Raw genomic sequence first — 25750 nt, 5'->3', positions numbered from 1 at the left:
CGTCGCCCTTACCTAACGCTAGGTGATGGAAAGCCATTGACTTTCAATATCCACTGATTTTTCAAACAGTACCGTTCCCAGGTATTCGATAAACTCTGTTCAGCACCTTTACCGGTACTTGTGTATAACGGCGAGAGCTCCAGCTTGGGTAACCTGTTCAGGAAGCTCTAGCTTCCCGAAAATCAAGAAAGATTGAACGAGCGAGCGAATCGGGGTTGATTGAGAGTGAGCGGAGGTTGTGTCAATCTCAGGAAGCTGGAGCTCCCGAGGTGTTTTTCCCAAGCTGGAGCTTGGGAAAAAGCGTGATGTGGGTTGGCCGTTTTTAGCTTGACGCGCATGGCTTACGAACCCCGTCCTGCTAGGGATATGCTGATCTTTGGGCTTTAGCTGAAGAAACTTGCTAATCAGGAAAATTTATGAATCGCAAGCGAAATGGTTTTGATAATCCGCTAATGATCTTCTGATCACTTCGTGAGCTTCCTCTCGACCATAAACATGTGTGATTTCGCAAATACTGGCTTCGTTAGGGAGATGTTTATAGGTCAGAAAATAATGTTTCAAGCGGTCAATATAGGATACCGGACAATCGGACACGTCATTCCATTGCCGGTAAAACGTGTCTCCTTTCATGACGGCAATAATTTTATCATCGGCTTCGCCCCCGTCTAACATACGAAACCCTCCGATGGGTATCGCTTGTAAAAGAATGTCGCCATGCGACACGTTGCGCTCACTCAAAACACAAATATCCAACGGATCACCGTCGCCTCCGGTTACCGATCTACCCGATTTCTGTTCGGCGAATTCGGCCACCTTTTCCGCGCAAAAGGTTTGCGGTATGAATCCGTAAAGCGTGGGAATCATATTGGAAAATTTTTGCGGCCTATCGATTTTAAGAAAGCCGCTTACCTTATCGATCTCGTATTTGACGGTGTCCGACGGGACGATTTCGATAAAAGCGGTAACGATATTCGGGGCTTCGTCGCCCGGGTGTATACCGTGCCAAGGGTGGGCTCTATGTTTGGTATTCATTTACTAATTTGTTCTGAAGTTAAAAACGAAAAGGTTACGCTGCGGGAGAGCTTTGTATGCTCAGCTGCTATTAATGTACCAATCTAATAGAACTTGTCGAGTACGTCGAGGAATTGTTTATAAATTTTCTTAAATGGTTTATTTCGACAACACTCTAAAAAACATTTAGGCTAATCGCCTCGGCCCAAATCGGCAAGCTGCCTCCCTGCCGGAAGACAAAAAAGAGGCAGCATGGAGTTACAGTATAACGAATCGTTTGATTATTTTTACAACGTATTAAAACAGGAGGCCATTTAACTATTTACGGAATCCTTTTATTGCCTTTGGACCGGCCAAACGCTCCCATTTTTGGAATCCTTTAAGCGCCTTCGAGCCGACCAACTGCCCCCGATTGATGCGGAAAACCGTCGTCGTGCCGCTGACTTCGTTCGCAACGACCAGCAACGGCACGCCCGGAATCGGGCTTTTCGATGCTTCGATTACGGTTAGGCCTTCCGCCCCCAGATCGCCGGCTTCGGGTATTCCTGGTTCCAAGCCAAAATCGCGGTTATTGATGTATTGCACGAATGCTGGGCGATAAGGGTTGCTGATATCGTAAACCATCACGCCGCCAATACGCTCCAAACCGATAAATGCGTAAGTGCTGCCCCACAATTTAGCGACTACGGCACCTTCAGGCTCTGGCCCTTTGTCGTCGCTGCGAGTTTCGAAACTGTTTTCGCGGTGATTGGAATTGAAATTTTCGGGGTAAACTTTAGCGGTGATGCGTTCAAAATCCGAACCGCTGTCATAGACTTGTTTCATGCTGTCTGCGGCATAGATCGAAAACGAGCGGGCGCCGAATGCATAAATGTCTTCGTAACACGAACCATCCGCACGTAAACCGTTTGCAGTCGTCACATTCAGACGGCCAAGATTAGTATTGTCGCGCAATTGAGAGAAAGTGGTGATACCCATTTCATTGTTGGCAAAGAAGTCCAGAAAACGCAGCGAGTCGGCGCAAACTGGGATATCGCCCGACAAAGCCCGAAACCTGGAGGCTTCGACATAACCCGGATTGCCCTCCCACTCACGAGCATCGCCTTCGTTGGCCGTTACGATGAACGATTTTCCCCGGTATTCGTAATTGGCAATTGTGTCGGGCATATAAACGCCTAGAACCGGCCAATTCGTGATATTGATCTTGCCATCCCGATCGCTGACGTCGAGTTCGTTACCGGTCAGCATGTGATCTTTGAACCCCAAGCCTTTTACTGCGGTGAATTTGCCGGTTTTGATGTCTAAAGTACCGATCGCGTTGTTTTCTTGTAACGACACCCATGCGGTTTTCGAATCTTTGGAAACGGTTATCCATTCGGGCTCCATATTTCTTGCGACGCGGTTGCCGTCACCAGGATTGACATCCGGGCCGAAGATTCGAACGGAGGCATCGAGATCGCTCTCTTTGAAACTTTCGAAACCCGCCGTACGAACATGGCTTTGCGTCAATTGTGCGATTTGCTTGGGTAAGTCGATGATGCTGACCGAACCTTCCGGGTCGATCGTATAATCGTCGTTCGGTTCGCCTTCGTTGGCGACCAATACACGCTTGCCGTCCGGAGTAAACGTTAGTGCATCAGGCAACGCACCGACTTGTACGCTAGCCAAAACATTACCTTCGATATCGAGGAAAACGGCCTTGCCCGGATCGGTCTTGACTGCCGCTTCAACGGCTGCAGCTACCAAACCTTTATGAGCGGCAACACTATTTATCACAGCACCGTAACCGGATAAATCGATATTAAATAGTAAGGTCGGTTTAGACGGATCTTTAATATCCAATACATCGATCTGACCGCTTTCGGCATTGACGACAAACAGACGTTGCGATTCTGGATCGTGTGCGACGATCTCAGCGGCGGACTTGTCAAAAGTTCCCGTTGCGTAAGTACCGATAGGGCTTAAGTCGAGCTTAAATGGTTTACCGGCTTCAGCTTGTCCATTGAGGGCAAGACCCAATCCGATCAAACTACTTGCAAGGATGGTTTTTTTCACGATTGCTCCTAGCCTGGCGGGTTGAAAGGAAATACGCATAAGGTTAAATAAGTCGATGCCAGACCTTTTCAATCGTAAATAAGCAAGATTACATTTTGATGACTTTGAAATTTGTATAAAACAACTAAAACCGAGCAAGAGCCAGGGCAAACGCATTAAAAACCATATAAAATCAAATAGTTAAAATATTTATTTTTCCTGATTAACTATAAGCTTCAGCCTATTTGAAATCCGAAGAAGGTTTTTGTGTCGCTATCGCGACGCTTATGGAGAGCTCCGTAGGGTGCGCATCGCGCACCTCTCCACGGTGACGAACCGCCGTGAGATCCCGAGCCAGGTGCGCGATGCGCACCCTACACCTTACAGCCATTAAGTTAAGCCGTCTTAGCAACAAGCAACCTGAGCTCTGAATAAAAGACTATATATTCCATAAGATTAAGACAGTATTAGACATCGCTGGAAAGAGTGTGCGCAGCATGGATGCTGCACTCAAGCCTACACGGACGTATTCACGGCGTCTTCTGGAAGCGATGCCTGATACTGGCTGGGTTGCTTAACCCGAACTTCATGTTAAGTCATGCTGACGTTAGGCTTTAATGTGCCTCAAAAGCCTGCTAGCGCTTTACAACCTATGGTCTCCAGCAATTCCCAAGAGATTTTGAGCACCCTACACCTACGCTTAATAGCCTATGATCACAAACAATTTCAAAAATATTTTAGTTTAAAAATCGGGAACACAGAAATTAGCTAAAATGGCCTTTTTCGACGGTCTAGGCAAAAACCGCTTTTTCTAATCGTCTTCCGATATGAGTTTTATGCAACCGCTTTCGACCTGTTATTAAAAATCGATTCTCTCCGGCGCAACACGCAACACTTCCTCTATTGTCGTCAACCCCGACGCGACTTTTTCGGCGCCGCTGAGCCTAAGTGGCTTCATGCCTTCCTTAATCGCTTGATGTTGCAATGCGGTTAAATCGCATCCTTCGGTAATGAGCGGCTGGATACCGGAACTGTTTTCGAAGATCTCATAAATTCCGATGCGCCCGGCATAGCCGGTATTGTGGCATTCCTTACAACCTCCGGCCTGATAGACTTGCTTAGGGTGTGCAACTTTGAACGGCGCGACCAAGTTTTGCCATTGCCGGCTATCGACCGGCGCGGCCGCTTTGCAATGCCGACATAGCACCCGAATCAATCGCTGCGCCATGATACCCAATACGGTCTGTTGAATCAGATAGCCTGGCATACCCAAGTTGAGCAACCGAATGACCGCAGCCGGCGCATTGTTCGTGTGCAGCGTCGAAATTACCAAATGACCGGTCAATGCGGCTTGCACGGCCATTTCGGCGGTTTCCAGATCGCGAATCTCGCCGACCATGATGATATCAGGGTCTTGTCGCATCAAGGTGCGTATGCCGCTCGCAAAATCGAGTCCGATATTGTGTTGAACTTGCATCTGATTGAATAACGGCTCGATTTGCTCGATCGGGTCTTCAACTGTGCACAAATTAATTTCAGGTGTCGCAAGCCTCTTTAGGGTTGAATACAAAGTGGTCGTTTTTCCGGAACCGGTTGGCCCTGTGACCAAAATGATGCCGTGGGTTTGCGAGGTCATCCGGTTCCATATCGCCAATTCCTGCTTGTTGAAACCCAGTTGCCGGTAATCGCGCAACAAGACTTCGGGATCGAAAATACGCATCACCAGTTTTTCACCGAACGCAGTCGGCATCGTCGATAACCTGAGTTCAATTTCCTTACCGTTAACATTTTGGGTTTTGACTCGACCGTCTTGAGGCAGTCGCTTTTCGGCAATATTCATTCGCCCCAAAATCTTGAGTCGACTCAAAACCGCATTCATAATCGGCATCGGCAACTGATAAACGTGATGCAAAATGCCGTCGATGCGAAAACGGACGTTGCCTTGGAGGCGGCGCGGTTCGATGTGGATATCGCTGGCGCGTTGGTCGAAGGCGTATTGCAAAAGCCAATTGACCAAATTGACGATATGCTGATTATTGACATCGAAATCGGATTGCTTGCTAAGTTCGACTAATTGTTCGAAATTTTGGCCTCCGGCACGGCTATCGCCATTGGTTTGGCCTCCTGCGCCTTTGAGCGAGCGCGAGAAATTATAAAATTCTTCGGTATAACGCTTGATTTCATCGGGGTTAGCGAATACCAAGCTAATATTGCCGCTATGCATCTTGGCAAGATCGATTTGCCAAGAACCGATATCGGGTTCGGCCGTTGCAATGACGACTTCGTCATCAGTGACTTTGATCGGCAGTATGTTGTAATGAGTGGCGTAAGCCTTACTAAAGATAGCGGTAACGCTCGGTACGTCGATTCGTAACGGATCGAAATAGTAATAGGTCATCCCTAATTTGTCGGCCAGCCATTGGGTCAGTTCTTCCTGAGTCAACAATTTGCCGAGCCGGGTCTTATCGCCGATTTCACATTCGGTCAGTATTTTTAGCGGATGCTTGTGCTTGTTGATCGAGGCATTGGCGTATTGCCGGCATTTTTCAAGATCCTTGGCCGACAGCATACCGTCCCGATCGAGCCAATCGATAACCCCACCAATATCTAGTTTTTTGTCTTCCGTATTAAATTCTACCCGCATAAGCCTTATTTAATTCAAGGATTGTCTATACAGCTTAGCTAAAATTTTAGAGTCCGGTTCGCATTACAATCGATTTCTAACAAATCATAGGCATTGCAAAAATCGTCTTATTGCATTCTTTTAGCTGTTACTATACTTCGCTCTGTCATGATTGCGACTTTTATGGCAATACTATTTTGTTCGAGGCTAACAGGGAGGTCAGCGTTTATAAGCGCTGACTTGGCGCGTATTCTATGGTGCATTTTCGGCATTATTCGTCATATCGGCATGTGAATTGCCGATATAAAGGCTATATGGATGTAAAGCTACGCTTTGCCATCCCCGGCACTGGATTCCGCCAATCCCTGACGAAATGACGCGGTATTTCCTTAAGTTGGCGCCTATGAGTTAAGTGATAGACTGCCTGAGCGGGGCGGAGCATGTACCCCGTCCCGAACCTTTCAACTGCGACTGAAGCCCATGAAAACGTTTCGAGCAGGTTGAATAACCCGCCCAGCAAAGTCCAATAGGCGCAGGTTGCTTATGCCGAATCAACGCCTACTATTAACGCAAACATAGCCAAATTTAAACACATGAATTAAGTAAGATATTTGTAAGCAAATTTTAATAAGCTATTAAAATTTTAACTTTACACTTTCCATTTTCAGCTCACTTATTCTATTTTCTTCGTAATGACGCAAAAAGCATTCAGTCAAACCGTACTCAGGACATTGTTTGATTACCTGCTGTCGGAAATGGGCAGTTCGGCACATGATAAAGGCCTGCATCAACATGAAGTTCCGTCCAGTGCCGTTTCGGATAACTTTCATTTAACGGCCAACAAGCTTGGATTGATTAGCCATGAGCTGATGCTGACGATCGATCAAGCCGCGATCGCCTCCGGGCATTTAACGCAACTACTCAAACCCCTTGATGACGGGCGCTGGCTGGTGTTGGCCGGCTTTAGCCGGGGCCGGATCAAAGCCACATTGATCGATGGTCACGTAGTCACGGCACGGGTGCTCAAACTCAATGAACTCATGAAGTTGCTCGATTGCCCTAGCGACCGTTTACTCGAATGGCATTTGGTAGAATTAAAGGCGTCGATGGATGCTTCGTCCCATGATGAACATGGTCACGAACACATGCCGCCCCTGCAACGGCTTTTTGAAATGATTAAAGTCGAGAAAAAAGACCTGTGGCATGTCATTGTGCTGGCCATCGCTTCCGGATTGTTGAGCCTCGCAACACCTGCCGCGGTACAGTCGCTCGTCAACACGGTGGCATTGGGCGGCATGATGCAGCCGTTGACGGTATTATCGACGCTATTGTTTATCTTTTTGGTATTTTACGGCGCTATTTCGATAGTACAGTCTTACTTGGTCGAGTTGATTCAGCGCCGCGTGTTTGTCCGCATGGCGGCCGATCTCGGCAACCGGCTACCGAATGTCGAATGGTCGAAATACGACGATAAAAACGGTCAGGAATTGGTTAACCGTTTTTTCGATATCCTCACAGTACAAAAAGCCGGAGCCTTTTTGCTGTTGGACGGCTTCGCCATTGCCCTGCAGGGCATCATTGGCTTACTGGTATTGGCCGCTTATCATCCGTTGCTGTTACTGTTCGGTTTGCTTGTGGTCTTATGGATTGCTTTCGTTATTTTTGTACAGGGCCGCAAAGGCGTTGAAACCTCGATAGAGGAATCCTATGCCAAATACGCAGTGGTCGCCTGGCTGGAAACTTTAGCGCGCAACGGCCAAACTTTTAAGTTTTCGGGCGGACCGGAACTCGCGCGAGAGCGTACCGATGAATTGGCTTATGAATACTTAAATACACGTAAAAGCCATTACCGTATTCTTTTGAATCAACAATACAGTCTTTACGCCTTATATGCCGTAGCCAGTACGACATTATTGGCCGTTGGAGGGATATTAGTCATGGAAGGACAGCTCAGTCTCGGGCAATTGGTTGCGGCCGAATTGATCGTTTCCGGCGTACTCGTTTCGTTTGCTCAATTAAAAAAGAAATTGGAAAGTTATTACGATTTAATGGCGGGAGTCGACAAGCTGGGACATTTACTCGACCTGACGGTCGAACGGGAAACCGGAGACGTGTTAAAACTGTCGGAACCGGCGCATGTCGGCGTCTATGATTTGACGTTGACCTATCATAATCGCTATACAGCGTTTAAAAATATGACCTTCGAAATCATGCCCGGCGAAAAGGTTGCGCTATTCGGAGGCCCAGGAACGGGCAAATCATCGCTCGCCGAATTGTTGACAGGACTGCGCTTACCCAGTCACGGCCATGTCGAAATCAATCATATCGATATGCGCGAAATTCGCTTGGAAAGTCTCCGGCAATCGGTCGCGGTGGCCGGGCGCACTGAAATCATTGAGGATACGATCATCGAAAATGTTCGCCTAGGCAGACCCGACATCAGTGTGCACCAAGTTCGAGATATAGTGAATCGTTTAGAAATCTTTCCCGACCAAAAACAATTGCCGGAAGGCCTTTATACCGTGCTCAACTCGGCCGGTTCTCCGCTATCGTCCAGCCAGGCACAAAAATTGTTGCTCGCCCGCGCGATCATCGGAAATCCGCGTGTATTGATTCTCGATGAACTGCTCGACGACTGGAAACATTTCACCGACAGCCCAGCCCGCGATGTATTATTCGCGGATGATGCGCCATGGACTTTGTTGTTGTTGACCGGGTCGAAAACAATTGCACAACTTTGTCAACGAACCATCGATTTATAGATTCATTGGCCTCATGCAGACACAAGATCATCATCCATTATTATCGGTATTAAGCGCTTCACAGACCCCTCGCTTTGTCGGACAGATTGTGACGATATTCGCCTGGCTGTTCATTCTGATACCGATATTCGCACTGTTTTTGCCCTGGCAACAAAACGTCAATGGTACAGGATATGTCTCGGCATTTGCCCCGCTTGAGCGACAACAAACCGTCGATTCGACAGTCTCAGGGCGAATCCTGCACTGGCATGTCAAGGAAGGCTCGAAGGTGAAAAAAGACGATTTGTTGGTCGAAGTCAGCGATATCGACCCGTTATTGCCGGAACGCTTGAAACGGCAACGTGAAGCCAATATCGCCAAACTGGATGCTAAACAGCGGGAGCTCGCCTCTTACGAAATCCAAATCGACAGCCTGTTGACCGTGCGCGACATGAAAGTCACCGCAGCGCAGTATAAATTGGACATGGCTCGGCAAAAGGTTGCCGCGGCATCCGAGGCTTTGGTTTCGGCACAGGCGTCATACGAAACGGCTCAACTGCAGCAAAAACGATTTTCACGCCTATTGGGCGACGGACTGGTTTCGCGGCGCGATTTCGAAGTTGCCGAACGCGACGCAATCGTCGGAATTCGCTCGCTAAACAGTGCGAAAGCCTCGCTGCAATCGGCAAAGGCTGAACAAAATGCCGCGGAGGCCGATATCAATCAAATTCGCGCCGATGCGCAAGCCAAGATCGATTCGACAACTGCCTCTAAGAACAAAATACTCGGCGAAATCGAGGATATCCGTAACAGCCTCGTTAGCAACGATGTCAGTATTGCCCGACAAAAATCGCAACGCATTACTGCGCCTCGAAGCGGCACCGTCTTACGCTTATTGGTAAATCCACAAGGCCAAATCGTCAAACAAGGCGATCCGCTGTTGATTCTGGTACCGGACATCGATGCTCGCGCGGTCGAAGTTTGGGTTTCCGGCAACGATGCACCTCTGATTTTGCCCGGACATCATGCACGATTAATGTTCGAAGGATGGCCCGCGATTCAATTCGTCGGTTGGCCTGAAGTCGCAGTCGGTACGTTCGGCGGTACCGTCGCCTTTGTCGATGCGAGCGACAATGGCCAAGGTAAATTCCGCGTAATGATCGTACCCGACGAAAGCGATCACTTGTGGCCTTCCGAGCGATTTTTACGCCAAGGCGGCGCTGTCAAAGCTTGGATTCTGTTGGAGCAAGTCAGTATCGGCTTCGAAATATGGCGGCAGTTGAACGGCTTCCCACCGATGTTGACGCCGGAACATCCATATCGCGATCTGGACCGTATTCAAACATACAGAAAATCCGATAAATAGCGCGTTTTAACGAGAACAGACGATTTATGTTGAAAACTCATTTCCCGATTGCACGCCTTCACCGAAATTTGACGGTTTCCGGGGCATTCGCTTTATTGTCGGGTTGTTCTTTCTATTTCGATACCGGGCCGAAACCGGAGATGGCGCAAAAAGTCGAAGAGCGTATGCAACGTGAAGAAGATTTGACGCTGCCGGATCTGTCGAGAGCCGAGCCGAAAACACTCGACACCGCGATTGCCGAATTCAGAGCCGACCCGAAAAAGCTGGATTTGACAGCACCTCCCGTTGTGCTCGAGGAAAAAGACACAACCGAAGCCGTGGAAGAAAGCCATGCACTGACGATCGCCGATGCGCGTGCTATGGCGCTGACCAACAATCTCGACTTGAAAATCGCGCTGATCGACCCGAGCATCGCCGCCACGGTCGTCAGCGAAGAAGAGGCCCGGTTTGACGATCTGATTTTCGCGCGCGCCAAGTATTCGAATAAAGACACGCCTTTTCTCGACGGCGATGTCGTAAACTTCAAGGCTGTCGACAAAAACTCGCCGTTGAATGACGAAATCGCCAAGCTAGGCTACATGCCGCAAAGCGCCGAACAATGGGATGTCGAGGCCGGCATCATGATTCCGCTAAGAACCGGCGGAACAGTGACACTCAGTACCCCGCTCGAAAACAAAAGCAAAAGCCGCTTCGTGGCCTCCGACCAATACCGAAGCGCGCTGCGTTTTTCGATGAGCCAGCCGCTACTGCGCGATGCCGGTATTTCGACTAATGTCGCCGGCATTCGAATCGCACGCTACGAACAACAAATCGTCGACCTCAAAACCCGACTGCAATCGATCCGCGTATTGGCAACGGTCGACAAGGCCTATTGGGCGTTATACGCAGCCTGGGGCGAATTGGACATCCGGCGCCAACAATACGAAATCGCACAACAAAATCTAACGATGGTTAAACGCCGGGTTGAAGAAGGACTGACCGCCGCGATCGAAATCAATCGGGCCGAAATCGGCGTGGCCGAACGCATGGAAACGTTGATCGTCGCAAATACCCGTCTCAAACTTAGTCAACGCCAATTATTGCAATTTCTCAACGACAAGCGTTACGGCATCGATACCTCCACGATTATGATTCCCGAAACCTCGCCGATGCTGGTTAGTTTCGATTTCGACCGCGAAGCATTGGCCCGAAAAGCATTGGACGGCCGCCTGGAACTGCTGGAGTTGGAATTAAAACTCGCTGCCGACGCGACCAAGATCGACTATTTGGAAAATCAAACGCTACCGATGTTCATGCTGGACTACAGCTACGGCTCGCAAGGCCGCGATTACGACGACTTTGGCGGCGCCTACGGCGATGCGTTTACCGGGCGCTACGACGACTGGTCGGTGGGTTTGAGACTGGAAATTCCGTTGACCAACGAACTGCGTAAATCGCGCCTATCGCGTGCCGTGCAACAAAGACTTCAACGCCTGACGACGCGCGATTTAAAAGAGCTGACCGTAAGGAGGGAAATTTACGACGCTTTGGACACCGTATCGCAAAATTGGCAACGTATCATCGCGGCCCGGCAAAACGTCGTACTGACCGGGGCCAACTACGACGCGGAACTCAAGCAATTTGAAGAAGGTTTGCGGACGATGACCGAAGTATTGGAAATGCTCACCAAACTCGGCGATGCACAAATGAAAGAAGTCAGGGCTATTGCTGATTATCAAGTCGGGTTGATAGACCTCGCCTATGCAACCGGCACCCTTCTCGGTTACAGCAAAGTCGACCTGGCGGGATTGATCTCGAAATGACGGAACTCGAGACTCACACGGAGTATACCGTGTGCCGGTGAAAATACCCCGGCCAATTTAGGATCATTCGCGGCCCGTATCCGCGTACTTATCGCCGTCGAAACGATACACGGCGTTTTCGGCCGGTTTAACCGGGTGTTGCTCATCGCCGCTTTGGGTGCCGGTTCGCGCGACTAATAAATCCGGATAGCCGTGATGAATATCGCTTAATACCGAAATAGTGCCGGTATAAGACCAACAAGGAATCATAATCCCGGAAGGCAGCGGCTTATCGTCGCAGGCACCCGCATTATTGCCTCCGGTTTGCACAAAACCTAAATCGATCCACGTCGTGCCGTCGAAGCCGAACAGCACCTTACCGTCATCGAAATAACCGCCCATGCCGTAGCCGAAGTCGAGCATGAACGCGATCCGCTCCGGCGATAAAGTCAAAACTTCCGCCTGTTTAATATCGGGAGCTTCACCCCATGAACCGATTTCACCGATTCCTGTTTGCATTCCGATTGCGCGCCAGCCATCCGAATCCAACCGGTAAGTCGCCGCACCGACCTTGACGCCCTGCACATGACTATCCAGCGGCGCGCCCGTTTCCGGGTCGATTTTCTGAGTCTTGCCGAATATCACATGATAATCGAGACCTCCGATCGCGAAACTTTGCTCGAACCAAAAACCGACCAGTTCCCCGGATTCGGTTTTAATCGATTCGCCGGAGAATTCGCTACCGTATAATTCTTTCAAAGCGGCGGATGGATCCGGTTTCGAAAAGCGACTAATCGTTTCGGGCGCGGTTTCTTGCGCCGAGTCGAAAACTGTCCGATCTAGGGAAAAATAGGTCGCCAAACCGATCACCGCTAGCGTCGCGATCGAGCCGATGAACAGTGTTTTTCGGGGTGTTGAGTGCTTATCAGTTTGCATCATTGTGAAAATAGAAGGAACAATCCGATTAATGTAACAATCGTAGTCGGAATAAATGAAATCATGGCAAATGTTTTAGTTTCTCCGCCCCGTTATTTTTACTCTCCGTTTACTCTGCTATTTGCTGTGAATCGGTGGCCGCCTATTGGCGTTCAGCCTCGATTTTTACCGGAGAATATACGTCGAAACCGCCAAGGCTCTCCAGCACCAGCAGCAGACGCCCGGCCTGAAGACTTCCTCGATAGCGATGGGTGAGCAGTCGGCGTTCGTCGCCGGCTACAGTCTCGCTACGAGTCACGAAGAAGATGTTACCGTTGTCGGCGATGGCGCCCTCCTCGATAATACGCGGTACACCAAGAAAGCTCGCCGTCCCATAAATAGCTCTGCCGACAACATTGAACTCGAGGTACTCCGTGTAGCGATCCCCCCAATCGTAAACCACCTGAGCCTGCCAGTTACCAACAAGTTCGGAGTCGATAGTAGACCGTTGCCGGCCGATCGTCCGCCAAACGATTGCAACGACGGCCAGAGCCGCAAAACCGCCGAGTGCCAATAAAAATCGCCGCCGTCCGACCGGTACTTTCACTAGAGGCCGCAGGGCATGGATCAGGCGCGCGACATCGTCGCTCCAACCGGTATCGCTGAGCACGATAGCTTGGCGCCGTACCAAAAGCTGCAAGTCCCCAGGCAGCGCATCCGCAAGCGGCAAGGAGGCGCCCCCGACCAACACCGGCCAAACCGGTTTTCCCGCTGCCAGGGCAGTAACAAGTTCCATCCTTACGAAATCATCGGGGTCGTCCAGGCGCCGCCTTCCCTCATTAACGGCATCGAGCCAACCTGGTCCGATCACCGCCAGCATTACATCCACTTCGCGTAGCCGTTCGACGATGACTGCCTCAAAATCCGTTCCCGGCGCGATGTCCTCGACATCACGGAACACTTTGCCGGCACCGAATACGCGCTCGAGGCTTTCGGCAAGCCGAGCGGCGAAGCCTGGCCGATCGTCGCGGCGATAACAAATGAACACACCGCTCATGGCGCCGAAACGAAGCAATCGAAGTGTTTACCACAATCTTTTGGTATCACAACGGAAAGGTCGACAGATACCCTAAACGCCAAGTAACGGAAAGAGTCCATGAGCCAAACTGTATCTGGACGGCCTTTTTTATTAGACGGCATGCACCAACCGGTCAATCTTTCATGACTTGGCAGCGGCCTTTTGTACTGTGTGTGTTTAATATCTTTCATAATGTTTCAAGGACACCGAAATCAACCAACACCTCATTCATTTTTAGTGTCTCCGACGAGGTATCAAAACCACGAATTATATCTGCGCGTTTATTATTCAAAACTTAACACTGATATAACGCTTAATTTTTAATTTCCGTTTATCGACACCGAAAACATCATACCAATGAATTTCAGCTTCACGAAACTAACCCTCCTGAAAAAGGATGGTAGCGAAATCTAGACGCATGCGCCGATTTAAGGGAAATACAAGGTCTCTGGTTTATGATAAATACTCTTACAAATATTATAAAAGATAAGATCAACATGGCTAGACCCTGAAAGAAATAGGCAATAATTTTGATTGCATTATTCTATCGTGAGTGAAATCATTAACAATCATAAATCAAAGACCTGCCTCCCCCCCGACGTTATGAAAACGCTTCTCCCGACTGTTATTATCGGACTCATTATTTTATATTTTATGGATACCGCCTTCCATATCGATGACTGGACTATCGAAATGTTTGTTCATAACATGGTCCGATGGGTTGCCGGTTTTGTTTTTTTGGGGATTTGGGTCTGGTATAAACACCGCCTAAAATTGAAGGCCGCGTTGTATTTAGTGCTGACATTGCTGGTGTCCGACGACATCATGGATTACTTTCGCCATATCGACAGCCTCGGTTTAGAGATGATCATCCACGATGCATTCATAGTAGTCTGGGGGGCGATAATCGGCTTTTTTTACATGCGGAAATTAAAACGCAGATCGACGCAGTAAACAAGGCGTCTAGATGGCGCATGACTCGAGCCCCCTTCACGAACAAAAATTAACGGTTAGGACGGCTGCTTGCCACATTTGGCGATCAGTAACCGCCAGCCTGCGAGGGATTGGAGTCACCCATTAGCCTGTCGTAGTAACAAAAGGTATGCAGCAATAATGCTGCATACCTTGAAGATCGTCAAAAACTCAACCGCGCGCCGGTATAGACGAAGCGCCCGGCTTGCGGTAGCGCATACGATTCCTGATAGTCCGCATCGAGAATGTTGTCGGCACCGACATAAATAGCGGCCTGATTATTGAAAAAACTATAGTTCAGTTTCATGTTCAATAAAGTGTACGCCTCGAGCCGCGCTTTTTGCAGCGGTAAATTGCGCGAATAGTAATATTCGTCGGCGACATGCATCACGTTCAAATAACCGGAAAATCCATAACCGAACTGATAATCGGTCTCGAACGCCAGTTTGTGCTTCGGACGGTATTGTAACTCGTCGCGGCCTTCGCTGTCGGACCGGTCCCGGCTGTGGAGATAAGTGTAACTGGTGCGCAGCAGCAAGTCGTCGATAAAACGGGATTCGCCGATGATTTCTACGCCCTGGAATTCGTATTTGGCAAAATTACGGAAGAAACCGTCATTATCGCGTTCGATAAAATTCTCAACATCGTTCAAAAAGCCGGTCACGCCGATTTGAGTCCTTCCCGGCAATTGTTGCATGATGCCTGCCTCATAATTATAAGATGTCTCGAAGCGTAGATTCGGGTCGCCGCCGTCGCCGTCGTATAGTTGGCGTATCGACGGCACTCTGATTTTGCGCGACGCCGACGCGCGCAAACGCGTATCGGTCGGCAGGTCGTAATGCGCACCGGCAATGAAGGAGCTGTCGTCCGCGCTGCTGTTATCGTCCCGAAATAGCCAGTGATGTCCGTAGCCCAATGCTATGCCGAGATTATCGATCGGTGAAAAGGTCAGTTCGGCGGCCGTCGAGACGACGCCGATGCTTCGGTTTTCATCGACGTCGCGCAGTCCGAAGCGTTGCGAAGCACCACCACCTCCGCCACCGCCCCCCCCTCCGCCGGCAGACAGACTGACATCGCGAATGACGCCTTGCTGCTCCCAACTTTCCTCGCGCGCATCGCCCATGATCGTCAGTTGCCCACCCCAGCCATGATCGTAGCTGGTTTGCGTATGGCCGCCGGCGATTCGGGTCGAGCTGTTTAGATCAAACGTACCGTTGACGCGATCATTGCTCATCGACGACAGCGTCGCGTCGTCGTATCGGTTGCCCTGCTCGTCGACAATATTTAGATAAGCCCAATTTTTCGACGACCAAGGCCCTTCGGGATCATAGGCTACCGAGAATTGGGACGCATAAATCGCTTCGTCATTGACCCGTTCGTAACGTGGGCGGTTCGCGAATACGTCGGCGTTGATCACGCTCGACGGAATGCCGTGCTGGCCTTGGGCGTGATTGAACGAAAGTCCGAGACTCCAATCGTCGTTGGGACGGTAGCCGGCGTTGGCGTAGACGTTGGTACGGCGCCGGTCGCTGTTGTTTCTAAGGCCGCCGCTTTCCTCCGGCGTGCCGACGAAATCGCGAGACAACGGGAAACCGTCGCGGTCCTGATGGCTTAGACTGACTCTGAAATCGGCGTTATCGATGCCGCCGGACGCGCTACCCCAGATGCGTTGATGGCCGCGATCACCGACCTCACCGGCCGCTTGTGCATGAAAACCTGCGGCGCCTTTTTTCGTGATGATGTTGATCACGGCGGCCTCGGCGCCTTCGCCGTAGAGCTCCGAACTAGCGCCGGAAGTCAGTTTGATTTTGGCGATCGATTCAGTCGGGATCATAGTCGGATCGAATTGACCGTCGAACGTCGAATTGAACGGTACGCCGTTGATCAGCAGCTTGACTTGCCGGGTTCTGAAACCTCTGACATCGATGCGCGGCGTGCCGTCGGCGCCGGTACGAATATTGACGCCGGGCAACAGTTCGATCGCTTCGTCGAGCGTTCTAGCCGCTTTGCGCTCGATATCCAACGCATTCAGTTCGTAGACCGTCGCGATCGCTTCGACGCCCGGGTCTTCGCCGCGCACGACGATTTCGCCTAAATGGTAAACTTCATCGTCGGCTATGTCCGAAGCCGATGCCAACGGTAGAAACAAAGCCAGAGAACAGCCTGCCAGGCGGATTTTAGCGGAGTGTTCGTGTGTTACGGATCGAGCCATGATTAAGAGCCTCGCCGACTGGAATTAGCGATAAAAAAAGCGGTGGCGACGCTGCGAGAATCCGGCCAGCACCGCGCCGGCCAAGCCGCCGATAAAACCGAAGCCGAAGTGAGTCGATACCGGATACCACAAACCGCTGGTCAAGGAATGATGCTCGACGCCCAGATAGAACAGTTCGATCCAGTTCAGCACGGGACGCACCGAATGCGCGGCAGCCGCAATCAGCGCCAGGTAAAACGCATAGCGCCGCCACTGCTTGTCGGCCCGATACAGCAGATCGACGATGACGCCGGTTATCCAATAAGAGGCGGCGGCCAACGGTTCGATAGCGCCTGCAAGCGGTAGTAAAGAAGCCGATGCCGCGCCGAATGCCGTAACCGTCCCGGCCCAACGATAGGTCGAACCGGTCCTGGCGAAAATCAAAATCGCCATCCATTCCAGGCCGTGACGGCCCGGCATTCTGAGCGGCCAGCGAAACAATTCATGCAGCACGACGGCCAAAACGCCGGCTGCCAGCAGCCAGGCCATCGTTTTCAAGCCGGCCCGGGCGTTCAATTCAATAGGTTTTAATGACGGATTTAGGGACAACCCGCCACCGATCGTTTGTATCGTCATTCGCTTTCTCCACCAATAAAACAGCTTTTCCGCCCAGCAAAACCGGACGGGCCCATTCGGTCATCGACACAATCGTATCGGGATCGCTGATTGCCAGACCTTCGACGGTTTGCACTCGATCGATATCGGTCAATTCCTGCAACCGGCTCAAAAGATAATCACCCGGCTCCAATTCGCGCATGCCGCGCAAACCGATGTAACGCCCGTCGTTGCCTTCGGCGCGCAAGCCGACAGCCGCCAACGCGCCGATCACGCCGCCCTGATCGCCGGTCAAGCCTTCCAGATAAAAGCCGGAACGCTCCGCCAACGAACGGCTGTCTTGTTGCGTGAACACTTCGGATTTCGCCCATCGGCCGAAATCTCGTACGTCGGCGCCAACTTCGCCGGCCGGTGCAATACACAAGCCGGCATCGGAACCTTCCGCGCATTCGCGCAGCAAGTAATCGCGGCAAAATTCTGTCAGGTCACCCAAGCCGCTGGATTCGACGGCAACCGCCATGCATGCGGAACTGTTATGCGACGTATAAGGAATCAACGGGCTGACGAACAATTGATGACGCGTGATGCCGAACACCCGCGCGATTCGATTTTCGGTCAGCAACCTACCCAATTCGCGCACCCGAAACCCGGTTCCCCGACTGTCGAGATTATCGGTATCGTCGATGCCGATCAGTAAGTCGATTTTGTGCATTTGTATTTTTTATACGATAGCAAGGTAAAAAACGGACATATATGTAAAAAACGCATATTAACACACAAATATGGGCTTAAAAATCTTACAGATTTTGAGGGTAGGAATCCGAAGGGTGACTAAATGTGAGCGAGGACGAGAAAGCTTGGCGCAAATTTTTCTCCTAATTAGCAAGATGCTTCAGCTTGCCGAAACCAAGTGTCCAAGCAGGGGCCAGTCGTAGTCGCAAAAACTAAAATCTGCTGTTACCCAAGCTCCAGCTTGGGTAACCTGTTCAGGAAGCTCTAGCTTCGCGACAATCAAGAAAAATTGAACGAGCAAGTCGCGGGATTGATTGAGAGTGAGCGGAGGTTGTGTCGGTCTCAGGAAGCTCTTGCCCTGAGCCCTTCGGCTGCGCTCAGGAGAGCCTTGTCGAAGGGGGAGCTTCCGGGGTGTTTTTCCCAAGCTGGAGCTTGGAAAAGAGCGTGATGTGGGAGGCCGTTTTTCGCTTGTAGCGCATGGCTTTACGAACCCCGTCTTGCTAAGGGTTATGCGGATCTTTGGGCTTTAGCTGAAGAAACTTGCTAATCAGAATTTTTCTTGAACGATTGCTCGAGAAAGGATGAGGGTGATTCAGATTAGGGGATGGAGCATAGGTTGAACCTCCCAGGTCCGATTAGCAGAATCGGGGGCAAGGATTTACCTGAGATTCAATACCACCTTTCCGGCACCGGACAAATCGTAACCGCTCAACTCTTCGGCTTTTTCGATGAAGGCGGGAGAACGAATCAGTTCCAACAAATTTTGGATCGGCGGCTCGAAATAGTCGAAGCGGCGCATCACTAGATCGAAACGTTCTTTTGTCAACGGAATGAAATCAAGCCGCAATTGCCGGGCGACCGACGCGACCGCGATGCCAACATCGGCCTTGCCGCTCGAGATCGTCAGGCCGACGTCGATTTCGGTACGCGCAGGCTTATCAGTAGTCTTGATGAGCATCTTGTCGACTCCCGCCTGTTCGAACAAATGATCGAGCAAAATCCGGCTGCCGGCACCACTTTGCCGGTCGATCAGCAGCGCTTTTTTATCGGTAATGTCTTTGAGCGAATGCAACCCTAGCGGATTGCCCGGCGCGACGATCAGTCCTTGTTGCCGCCAAGCCCATTCGATCGCTACGACACCGTGATCCGGCAATGCATTCTTGATTGCCTGCGTGTTGAATTCGCCGCTAACGGTGTCGAGCACATGCATGCCGCAGATCAACGCTTCGCCGGCCGCAAAGCGGCTCAAGCCTTCCATGCTGCCCGTCGTTTGCATTGCCATCGGTCGTCCGCTTTCCCTGAGCGCCCATTCCAGTAGCGGGTCGTGACTGCCGACGACGATCTCGGGCGCGCTTCTCAACAATGCATCTTGCGAGACCGATTCGCTATTTTGCATCAACCACATATCGATCAGATACCGCGGGAACAGCCATTTACCGGTCACGCGCGTACATGGAATCTGTTTTTGGTTAATCAGGTCGTAAATTTTGCGCTCTTTGACGCGCAAATAATCGGCGACCTCGTGCACGGTCATCATATCGGACAAAGGGAAAGCCTCGCTGGAAAACTAAAGGGTTCAACAATATAGCGAGCTTAACGATGTTACGCAATGAGGGTATGAACTGGCAGGACTGGACCGAGTTGCATCAGAAAATCTGATTTAACGTCAAAAAAATGTGATTTTTACGATAATGCTTTTAGGCCTATAATTGATAAGCGTACAATTTATGCATAAATATGTATTTTTATGTGTTTTTTGATAAATAAAAATTACATGATATTCTCTGAAACCTACCAACTTCAATTTCGAAGCGCCACTCAACGGCTTTCGAACCGGAAAGTGAGGCCCCATGACCGAAACCGTTTCCATGCTCAGCATCGTCAAGGAAATCACCAGCGCACTTAAAGATAAGCCCGGCGCGCTACTGCCGATTTTGCACGATATTCAAAACGCTTTGGGATATATCCCCGCAGACAGTATTCCAGTCATCGCTTCCGAATTGCGTCTATCCCGCGCCGAAGTTCATGGCGTGATCAGTTTTTACCATTATTTCCGCGAAACACCGCCGGGCAAACAGACGATTCATTTGTGTCGCGCCGAATCCTGTCAGGCGATGGGTTCTAAGAAACTCGAAGAACATGTCAAGGCCAAACTAGGCATCGACTATCATGAAACGACAACGGATGGCAGATTTTCGCTGGAGCCAGCGTACTGCTTGGGATTGTGCTCATGCTCGCCGGGCATGCAGATCGGCAACGATGTCTACGGACGCGTATCGAATGAATCGTTTGACAGCATCATCAACGAAATGGAGACCCTCTCATGACAGTGATCGTATATGTCCCAAACGATTCCGGTGCATTGGCGCTAGGCGCCGGTAAGATCGCTGCTGCAATCGAAACAGAAGCGCGGCAACGTGGACTGGACATCAAGCTGGTCCGCAATGGATCTCGTGGCATGTTCTGGCTGGAACCCTTGGTTGAGGTCGAAACCCCCGAAGGTCGTATCGGTTATGGCCCGGTTCAATTAAAAGACATCCCCGGCCTGTTCGACGCTGATTTCTTGAATGGCGGCGCACATACGCTTAATGTCGGCCCGATCGCCGAAATCCCTTATTTCAAAAAACAGCAACGACTAACTTTCGCCCGCATCGGCCTCACCGACCCGGTAAGTATCGACGATTATCTGGCCAATGACGGCTATCGCGGCCTGAAAAACGCGCTGGCGATGAGCGGCGCCGACATCGTCAAACAGGTGACCGAGTCGGGTCTACGCGGCCGAGGCGGCGCGGCGTTTCCGACCGGCATCAAATGGAACACCGTACTCAACACGCCGAGCGAGCAAAAATACATCATCTGTAATGCCGACGAAGGCGATTCCGGCACGTTTTCCGACCGCATGGTCATGGAAGACGACCCGTTCGTATTGATCGAAGGCATGACGATCGCCGGAGTCGCGGTCGGTGCGACACAAGGTTACATCTATCTGCGCGTCGAATATCCGCATGCGCATAGGGCGTTGAATACCGCGATTGAAAAGGCCTATCAAGCCGGTTATCTCGGCGACAACATTCAAGGCAGCGGCAAGCAATTCGATCTCGAAGTTCGTCTGGGCGCCGGCGCCTATGTTTGCGGCGAAGAGACTTCATTGATGGAAAGTCTCGAAGGCAAGCGCGGACTGGTCCGATTCAAGCCGCCGTTACCGGCGATTAGCGGTTTATTCGGCCAACCGACGATCGTCAACAACGTGATTTCACTGGCCTCGGTGCCTATCATTCTCGACAAGGGCGGCGAGTATTACCGCGATTTCGGCATGGGCCGTTCGCGCGGCACGCTGCCGATTCAATTGGCCGGCAACATTAAATATCCGGGCCTCGTCGAACTCGCGTTCGGCTTGACCCTGCGCGAACTGCTCTATGATTACGGCGGCGGTTCGGCATCGGGACGTCCGATCAAGGCGGTGCAAGTCGGAGGCCCACTGGGCGCGTATCTGCCCGAATCGCAATTCGATACGCCGCTCGATTATGAAGCCTTTGCGGCGATTTGGGCCGTCGTCGGCCACGGCGGCATTGTCGTTTTCGACGACACCGTCGACATGGCCGAAATGGCACGTTACAGCATGGAGTTTTGCGCGATCGAATCCTGCGGCAAATGCACGCCGTGCCGGATCGGCTCGACGCGCGGCGAAGAGGTCATCAAAGACATCATCGCCGGTCGCGATCTCCATAAAAACATTCCGTTATTACGCGATCTGTGCGACACCCTGCTGAACGGTTCATTGTGCGCGCTCGGCGGCATGACGCCCTATCCCGTGCTGAGCGCATTGAATCATTTTCCCGAAGACTTCGGGATAACCGAACAGGCCAGCGCGGCTTGACCCCACCGGAGGTACTGATATGTCCCTGAATAAAGAACAAGACTTTGGAACCCCCGCTAAGGAGGCAGACACACTGATCACACTGGAAATCGACGGATTTCAGGTGACCGCACCGGCCGGCACTTCGGTAATGCGCGCTGCAGCCGGCATCGGCATCGACATTCCGAAACTGTGCGCGACCGACAGCATCGAACCGTTCGGTTCGTGCCGCTTGTGTGTCGTGCAGATCGAGGGCGCGCGCGGCATGCCGGCCTCTTGCACGACGCCGGTCGCCGAAGGCATGAAGGTCGTTACGCAGAACCCGCGTCTGGCCGACGTACGCCGAGGCGTCATGGAGCTCTATATTTCCGACCATCCGCTTGATTGCTTGACCTGTTCGGCGAACGGCGACTGCGAACTGCAGGATATGGCCGGCGCGGTCGGCTTGCGTGAAGTACGCTACAACCCGCAAGGAAAGAATCACTTGCAAGCGGTCAAGGATGAAAGCAATCCTTATTTCAGTTTCGATCCGTCCAAATGCATCGTGTGCTCGCGTTGCGTCAGAGCCTGCGAAGAAACGCAAGGCACTTTCGCCTTGACGATAGACGGACGCGGCTTCGATTCCAAAGTCTCTCCCGGTCAAAACGAGGCATTCATGGATTCCGAGTGCGTTTCGTGCGGCGCTTGCGTGCAAGCCTGCCCGACTGCGACCTTGATGGAAAAATCAGTCATCGAACAGGGCACGCCCGAGCATGCCACCGTGACGACCTGCGCGTATTGCGGCGTCGGCTGTTCTTTCCGCGCCGAAATGAAAGGTGATCAATTGATTCGCATGGTGCCTCACAAGGACGGCAAGGCCAATCACGGTCATTCCTGCGTAAAAGGTCGTTTCGCGTTCGGTTACGCGACACACAAGGATCGCATCACGACTCCGATGATCCGCAAAAGCATCAGCGACCCGTGGCAAGAAGTCAGCTGGGAAGAGGCGATCAACTATGCCGCTTCCGAGTTGAAGCGCATTCAAGCCAAATACGGCAAAGGCTCGATCGGCGGCATCACGTCGTCGCGCTGCACGAACGAAGAGACTTATCTGGTGCAAAAACTGGTTCGCGCAGGCTTCGGCAACAACAACGTCGACACCTGCGCGCGCGTCTGTCATTCGCCGACCGGCTATGGACTCAAGCAGACCTTCGGCGAATCGTCCGGTACGCAGAACTTCGACTCGGTGATGAAGTCCGACGTGATCATGGTCATCGGCGCGAATCCGACCGACGGCCATCCGGTGTTCGGTTCGTTGATGAAAAAACGGCTGCGTCAAGGCGCGAAATTGATAGTCGTCGATCCCCGCGAAATTGATCTGGTCAAGAACTCGCCGCATGTCAAAGCCGATTACCATCTGAAGCTGCGCCCGGGCACTAACGTCGCGCTGATCAATGCGCTCGGCCATGTCGTCGTGACCGAAAACCTGATCGACGAAGCCTTCATTGAAGAGCGCTGCGATACCGCCGCGTTCGCAAAATGGAAAACTTTCATCGCTGATCTGCGTCATGCACCCGAGCAAACCGAAACGATCACCGGCGTTCCTGCGGCCGATATCCGCTCCGCGGCGCGTCTTTATGCCTCCGCCGGCAATGGTGCGATTTACTACGGCTTGGGTGTGACTGAGCACAGCCAAGGCTCGACGACTGTGATCGGCATCGCGAATCTGGCGATGGCAACCGGCAATCTCGGACGCGAAGGCGTCGGCGTCAATCCATTACGCGGACAAAACAACGTGCAAGGCTCCTGCGACATGGGCTCGTTCCCGCACGAATTTCCGGGCTACCGCCATGTTTCCGATAACGAAACGCGCCAACTGTTCGAGAAAGACTGGAACGTGATTCTCGAATCCGAGCCGGGTTTGCGCATTCCAAACATGTTCGACGCCGCATCCGACGGGACTTTCATGGGGCTCTACGTCGAAGGCGAGGATATCGCGCAATCGGATCCCGACATTCAGCATGTGCATCATGCCTTGAGATCGATGGAATGCGTGATCGTGCAGGATCTGTTCCTGAACGAAACGGCCAAGTTCGCGCATGTGTTCCTGCCCGGGTCGTCGTTCCTCGAGAAAAACGGCACGTTCACGAATGCAGAACGCCGCATCTCGCCGGTACGCAAGGTCATGAAGCCATTGGCCGGATACGAAGACTGGGAAGTCACGCAATTGCTCGCAAATGCGATGGGCTATTCGATGAATTACAGCCATCCGTCCGAGATCATGGACGAGATTGCGCGTCTGACGCCGACATTCGCAGGCGTCAGCTACGAAAAAATCGATCGCCTCGGCAGTATCCAATGGCCGTGTAACGAAGAAAATCCTGTGGGTACTCCTACGATGCATGCACATGAGTTCATGCGCCCGAACGGCAAAGGACTGTTCATGCTGACCGAATATGTCGCGACCGAGGAACGCACGACGCGGATGTTCCCATTGATCCTGACCACCGGCCGCATCCTGTCGCAATACAATGTCGGCGCGCAAACACGCCGTACCGAAAACGTCGCGTGGCACGCCGAGGATAGGCTGGAAATTCATCCGCACGACGCGGAGGATCGCGGCATCGTCGACGGCGATTGGGTCGGCATCAAGAGCCGTTCCGGCGAGACGGTATTGCGCGCATTGATCAGTGAACGCGTGCAGCCGGGCGTCGTCTATACGACTTTCCATTTCCCGGAATCTGGCGCGAACGTGATCACGACCGACAATTCCGACTGGGCGACCAATTGTCCGGAATACAAAGTCACCGCAGTGCAAGTATCGAAAGTCACGCAGCCTTCGGAGTGGCAAAAACAGTACAACGACTTTTCGAAGCAACAATTGGATCTGTTGGAGCAAGGCACACATCATGCTTGATCTTGCGACGCCCGAATCATCTGCGTGGGAACTGGGCTGGCCGAGTTATCGGCAAAGCCCGGTCGAGCGCTGGGAGGACGGGCGTGCAACCATTCAGCAGGATTACATCGCCGAAGAAGTCCCGGTGTCGCTGGTCTATAACGGCGTGCCGCATGTCGTAATGCTGGCGACGCCGACTAATTTGGAAGAATTCGCGCTCGGCTTCAGCATCACCGAAGGTATTGTCGGTCACCCTGCCGAGATTTTGAGCACACGGGTTTACAACCGCAAGGACGGCATCGAAGTACGCGTTAAAATACCCGAACAGTGCAGCCAAGGTATGGCCGATAAAGGCCGCAACTTGACCGGGCGGACCGGTTGCGGCTTGTGCGGGGCGAGCACCTTGCAACAAGCCGTCCGTCACCCCGCACCGGTATCGGGCGGTGCTTCGGTAACGTCTACCGAATTGTTATCGGCATTGGATGATTTGAAGCAGCATCAACAACTCAACCGATTGACCGGCGCGGTGCATGCGGCCGCGTGGGTCTTGCCTGGCCGGGGCATTCAAACCATACGTGAGGATGTCGGGCGGCACAATGCCTTGGATAAACTGATTGGGGCATTATTGAGGACAGGAAGAAATCCGGCCGACGGTTTTGTGATCGTTACGAGCCGGGCCAGTTACGAAATGGTCCAAAAAACCGCCGTGGCCGGCATTGGTTTGTTGGCCGCGATTTCCGCGCCGACCGGACTTGCGATACGGTTAGCCGAGGAAACGGGACTAACGCTGATCGGCTTCGCCCGAGAAGACAGGCACGTCGTCTATAGCCATTCGCATCGGCTGATACACCGTGAAGCCAATTTGGTTTGAAATCAACTCTCTAGCGGAGTCAAGGAAAGCACGAAAAAAATCGGACGTTGGAAAAGAGTGCTAAAGCTTTTTTACTCCAACTTGGTTGT

17 protein-coding genes are annotated in these 25750 nt (G+C 51.8%); 8 read left to right on the top strand and 9 right to left on the bottom strand.

Going from position 1 to position 25750, the window contains the following annotated elements; genetic code table 11:
* Positions 1-414 precede the first annotated feature (414 nt).
* The 3 genes from ACINK7_RS01270 to ACINK7_RS01260 all read right to left on the bottom strand — a co-directional run bounded on the left by ACINK7_RS01270 (position 415) and on the right by ACINK7_RS01260 (position 5689).
* A complete protein-coding gene (locus ACINK7_RS01270; protein ID WP_404359305.1) occupies positions 415-1032 on the bottom strand; it encodes an inorganic pyrophosphatase in 618 nt (205 codons plus the stop codon).
* A gap of 297 nt (positions 1033-1329) precedes the next feature.
* Positions 1330-3066, bottom strand: coding sequence for a choice-of-anchor I family protein (locus ACINK7_RS01265; protein WP_404359303.1), 1737 nt, complete (start codon positions 3064-3066; stop codon positions 1330-1332).
* An 838-nt stretch (positions 3067-3904) separates the two neighbouring features.
* Positions 3905-5689 carry a GspE/PulE family protein gene (locus ACINK7_RS01260; protein ID WP_404359301.1) on the bottom strand — a complete coding sequence of 595 codons (1785 nt, stop codon included), beginning with the start codon at positions 5687-5689 and terminating at the stop codon, positions 3905-3907.
* A gap of 671 nt (positions 5690-6360) precedes the next feature.
* On the opposite strand from ACINK7_RS01260, the gene ACINK7_RS01255 reads away from it, so the two are divergent.
* Genes ACINK7_RS01255 through ACINK7_RS01245 form a run of 3 tightly spaced genes read left to right on the top strand, consistent with a single transcriptional unit; the run spans position 6361 to position 11577 of the window.
* Complete coding sequence (locus tag ACINK7_RS01255; protein WP_404359299.1) at positions 6361-8430, top strand: peptidase domain-containing ABC transporter; 2070 nt, start codon at positions 6361-6363, stop codon at positions 8428-8430.
* A 13-nt stretch (positions 8431-8443) separates the two neighbouring features.
* Positions 8444-9775: an HlyD family secretion protein gene (locus ACINK7_RS01250; RefSeq protein WP_404359298.1), complete on the top strand. Its 1332-nt coding sequence runs from the start codon at positions 8444-8446 to the stop codon at positions 9773-9775.
* A gap of 26 nt (positions 9776-9801) precedes the next feature.
* The gene (locus ACINK7_RS01245; protein WP_404359296.1) at positions 9802-11577 is read left to right on the top strand and encodes a TolC family protein; all 1776 of its coding nucleotides are present in this window, start codon (positions 9802-9804) and stop codon (positions 11575-11577) included.
* A 63-nt stretch (positions 11578-11640) separates the two neighbouring features.
* On the opposite strand, the gene ACINK7_RS01240 is transcribed toward ACINK7_RS01245, so the two are convergent.
* Together ACINK7_RS01240 and ACINK7_RS01235 are read right to left on the bottom strand one after the other, a co-directional pair.
* Entirely contained in the window at positions 11641-12495 is an 855-nt protein-coding gene (locus ACINK7_RS01240) for a hypothetical protein (protein ID WP_404359295.1), read from the bottom strand.
* 139 nt (positions 12496-12634) lie between these two features.
* Positions 12635-13528: a toll/interleukin-1 receptor domain-containing protein gene (locus ACINK7_RS01235; protein WP_404359293.1), complete on the bottom strand. Its 894-nt coding sequence runs from the start codon at positions 13526-13528 to the stop codon at positions 12635-12637.
* Between the two features lie 624 nt (positions 13529-14152).
* Between ACINK7_RS01235 and ACINK7_RS01230 the strand changes: the two genes are divergently transcribed.
* Positions 14153-14503, top strand: coding sequence for a hypothetical protein (locus tag ACINK7_RS01230; RefSeq protein WP_125217407.1), 351 nt, complete (start codon positions 14153-14155; stop codon positions 14501-14503).
* Positions 14504-14684: 181 nt separating this feature from the next.
* Here the strand turns inward: ACINK7_RS01230 and ACINK7_RS01225 are convergent, their stop codons facing one another.
* From ACINK7_RS01225 to ACINK7_RS01210, 4 genes are all read right to left on the bottom strand, one after another.
* Positions 14685-16733 carry a TonB-dependent receptor plug domain-containing protein gene (locus ACINK7_RS01225; RefSeq protein ID WP_404359290.1) on the bottom strand — a complete coding sequence of 683 codons (2049 nt, stop codon included), beginning with the start codon at positions 16731-16733 and terminating at the stop codon, positions 14685-14687.
* A 24-nt stretch (positions 16734-16757) separates the two neighbouring features.
* On the bottom strand, positions 16758-17348 hold the full coding sequence (locus tag ACINK7_RS01220) for a hypothetical protein (RefSeq protein ID WP_404359288.1): 591 nt from the start codon (positions 17346-17348) through the stop codon (positions 16758-16760).
* The gene (locus ACINK7_RS01215) at positions 17290-18039 is read right to left on the bottom strand and encodes a hypothetical protein (protein ID WP_404359286.1); all 750 of its coding nucleotides are present in this window, start codon (positions 18037-18039) and stop codon (positions 17290-17292) included. The genes ACINK7_RS01220 and ACINK7_RS01215 overlap by 59 nt, the downstream gene beginning before the upstream one ends.
* Before the next feature lie 678 nt (positions 18040-18717).
* A complete protein-coding gene (locus tag ACINK7_RS01210; RefSeq protein ID WP_404359284.1) occupies positions 18718-19596 on the bottom strand; it encodes a substrate-binding domain-containing protein in 879 nt (292 codons plus the stop codon).
* Between the two features lie 313 nt (positions 19597-19909).
* On the opposite strand from ACINK7_RS01210, the gene ACINK7_RS01205 reads away from it, so the two are divergent.
* Genes ACINK7_RS01205 through fdhD form a run of 4 tightly spaced genes read left to right on the top strand, consistent with a single transcriptional unit; the run spans position 19910 to position 25661 of the window.
* Positions 19910-20386 carry a formate dehydrogenase subunit gamma gene (locus ACINK7_RS01205; RefSeq protein ID WP_404359282.1) on the top strand — a complete coding sequence of 159 codons (477 nt, stop codon included), beginning with the start codon at positions 19910-19912 and terminating at the stop codon, positions 20384-20386.
* Positions 20383-21936, top strand: coding sequence for a formate dehydrogenase beta subunit (locus ACINK7_RS01200; RefSeq protein WP_404359280.1), 1554 nt, complete (start codon positions 20383-20385; stop codon positions 21934-21936). Before ACINK7_RS01205 ends, ACINK7_RS01200 begins: the two co-directional genes overlap by 4 nt.
* 19 nt (positions 21937-21955) lie before the next feature.
* Positions 21956-24811, top strand: a complete 2856-nt coding sequence (gene fdhF / locus ACINK7_RS01195) for a formate dehydrogenase subunit alpha (RefSeq protein WP_404359278.1) — start codon at positions 21956-21958, stop codon at positions 24809-24811.
* The gene (gene fdhD / locus ACINK7_RS01190; protein WP_404359276.1) at positions 24804-25661 is read left to right on the top strand and encodes a formate dehydrogenase accessory sulfurtransferase FdhD; all 858 of its coding nucleotides are present in this window, start codon (positions 24804-24806) and stop codon (positions 25659-25661) included. The genes fdhF and fdhD overlap by 8 nt, the downstream gene beginning before the upstream one ends.
* The last annotated feature ends 89 nt before the right edge of the window (positions 25662-25750 follow it).

The sequence above is a fragment of the Methylotuvimicrobium sp. KM1 genome, from assembly GCF_044788715.1.
In the GTDB taxonomy this organism is placed as follows: Bacteria; Pseudomonadota; Gammaproteobacteria; order Methylococcales; family Methylomonadaceae; genus Methylotuvimicrobium.
This window is presented reverse-complemented; position numbering and strand designations above follow the sequence as displayed.

Excerpts from the sequence above, each read along its gene's own strand:
- ACINK7_RS01255 (WP_404359299.1), top strand. The coding sequence starts at position 6,361 with ATGACGCAAAAAGCATTCAGTCAAACCGTACTCAGGACATTGTTTGAT.
- ACINK7_RS01230 (WP_125217407.1), top strand. The coding sequence starts at position 14,153 with ATGAAAACGCTTCTCCCGACTGTTATTATCGGACTCATTATTTTATAT.
- ACINK7_RS01205 (WP_404359282.1), top strand. The coding sequence starts at position 19,910 with ATGACCGAAACCGTTTCCATGCTCAGCATCGTCAAGGAAATCACCAGC.
- ACINK7_RS01245 (WP_404359296.1), top strand. The coding sequence starts at position 9,802 with ATGTTGAAAACTCATTTCCCGATTGCACGCCTTCACCGAAATTTGACG.
- ACINK7_RS01225 (WP_404359290.1), bottom strand. The coding sequence starts at position 16,733 with ATGGCTCGATCCGTAACACACGAACACTCCGCTAAAATCCGCCTGGCA.
- ACINK7_RS01210 (WP_404359284.1), bottom strand. The coding sequence starts at position 19,596 with ATGATGACCGTGCACGAGGTCGCCGATTATTTGCGCGTCAAAGAGCGC.
- ACINK7_RS01260 (WP_404359301.1), bottom strand. The coding sequence starts at position 5,689 with ATGCGGGTAGAATTTAATACGGAAGACAAAAAACTAGATATTGGTGGG.
- ACINK7_RS01240 (WP_404359295.1), bottom strand. The coding sequence starts at position 12,495 with ATGATGCAAACTGATAAGCACTCAACACCCCGAAAAACACTGTTCATC.
- fdhD (WP_404359276.1), top strand. The coding sequence starts at position 24,804 with ATGCTTGATCTTGCGACGCCCGAATCATCTGCGTGGGAACTGGGCTGG.
- fdhF (WP_404359278.1), top strand. The coding sequence starts at position 21,956 with ATGTCCCTGAATAAAGAACAAGACTTTGGAACCCCCGCTAAGGAGGCA.
- ACINK7_RS01215 (WP_404359286.1), bottom strand. The coding sequence starts at position 18,039 with ATGCACAAAATCGACTTACTGATCGGCATCGACGATACCGATAATCTC.
- ACINK7_RS01250 (WP_404359298.1), top strand. The coding sequence starts at position 8,444 with ATGCAGACACAAGATCATCATCCATTATTATCGGTATTAAGCGCTTCA.
- ACINK7_RS01235 (WP_404359293.1), bottom strand. The coding sequence starts at position 13,528 with ATGAGCGGTGTGTTCATTTGTTATCGCCGCGACGATCGGCCAGGCTTC.
- ACINK7_RS01200 (WP_404359280.1), top strand. The coding sequence starts at position 20,383 with ATGACAGTGATCGTATATGTCCCAAACGATTCCGGTGCATTGGCGCTA.
- ACINK7_RS01270 (WP_404359305.1), bottom strand. The coding sequence starts at position 1,032 with ATGAATACCAAACATAGAGCCCACCCTTGGCACGGTATACACCCGGGC.
- ACINK7_RS01220 (WP_404359288.1), bottom strand. The coding sequence starts at position 17,348 with ATGACGATACAAACGATCGGTGGCGGGTTGTCCCTAAATCCGTCATTA.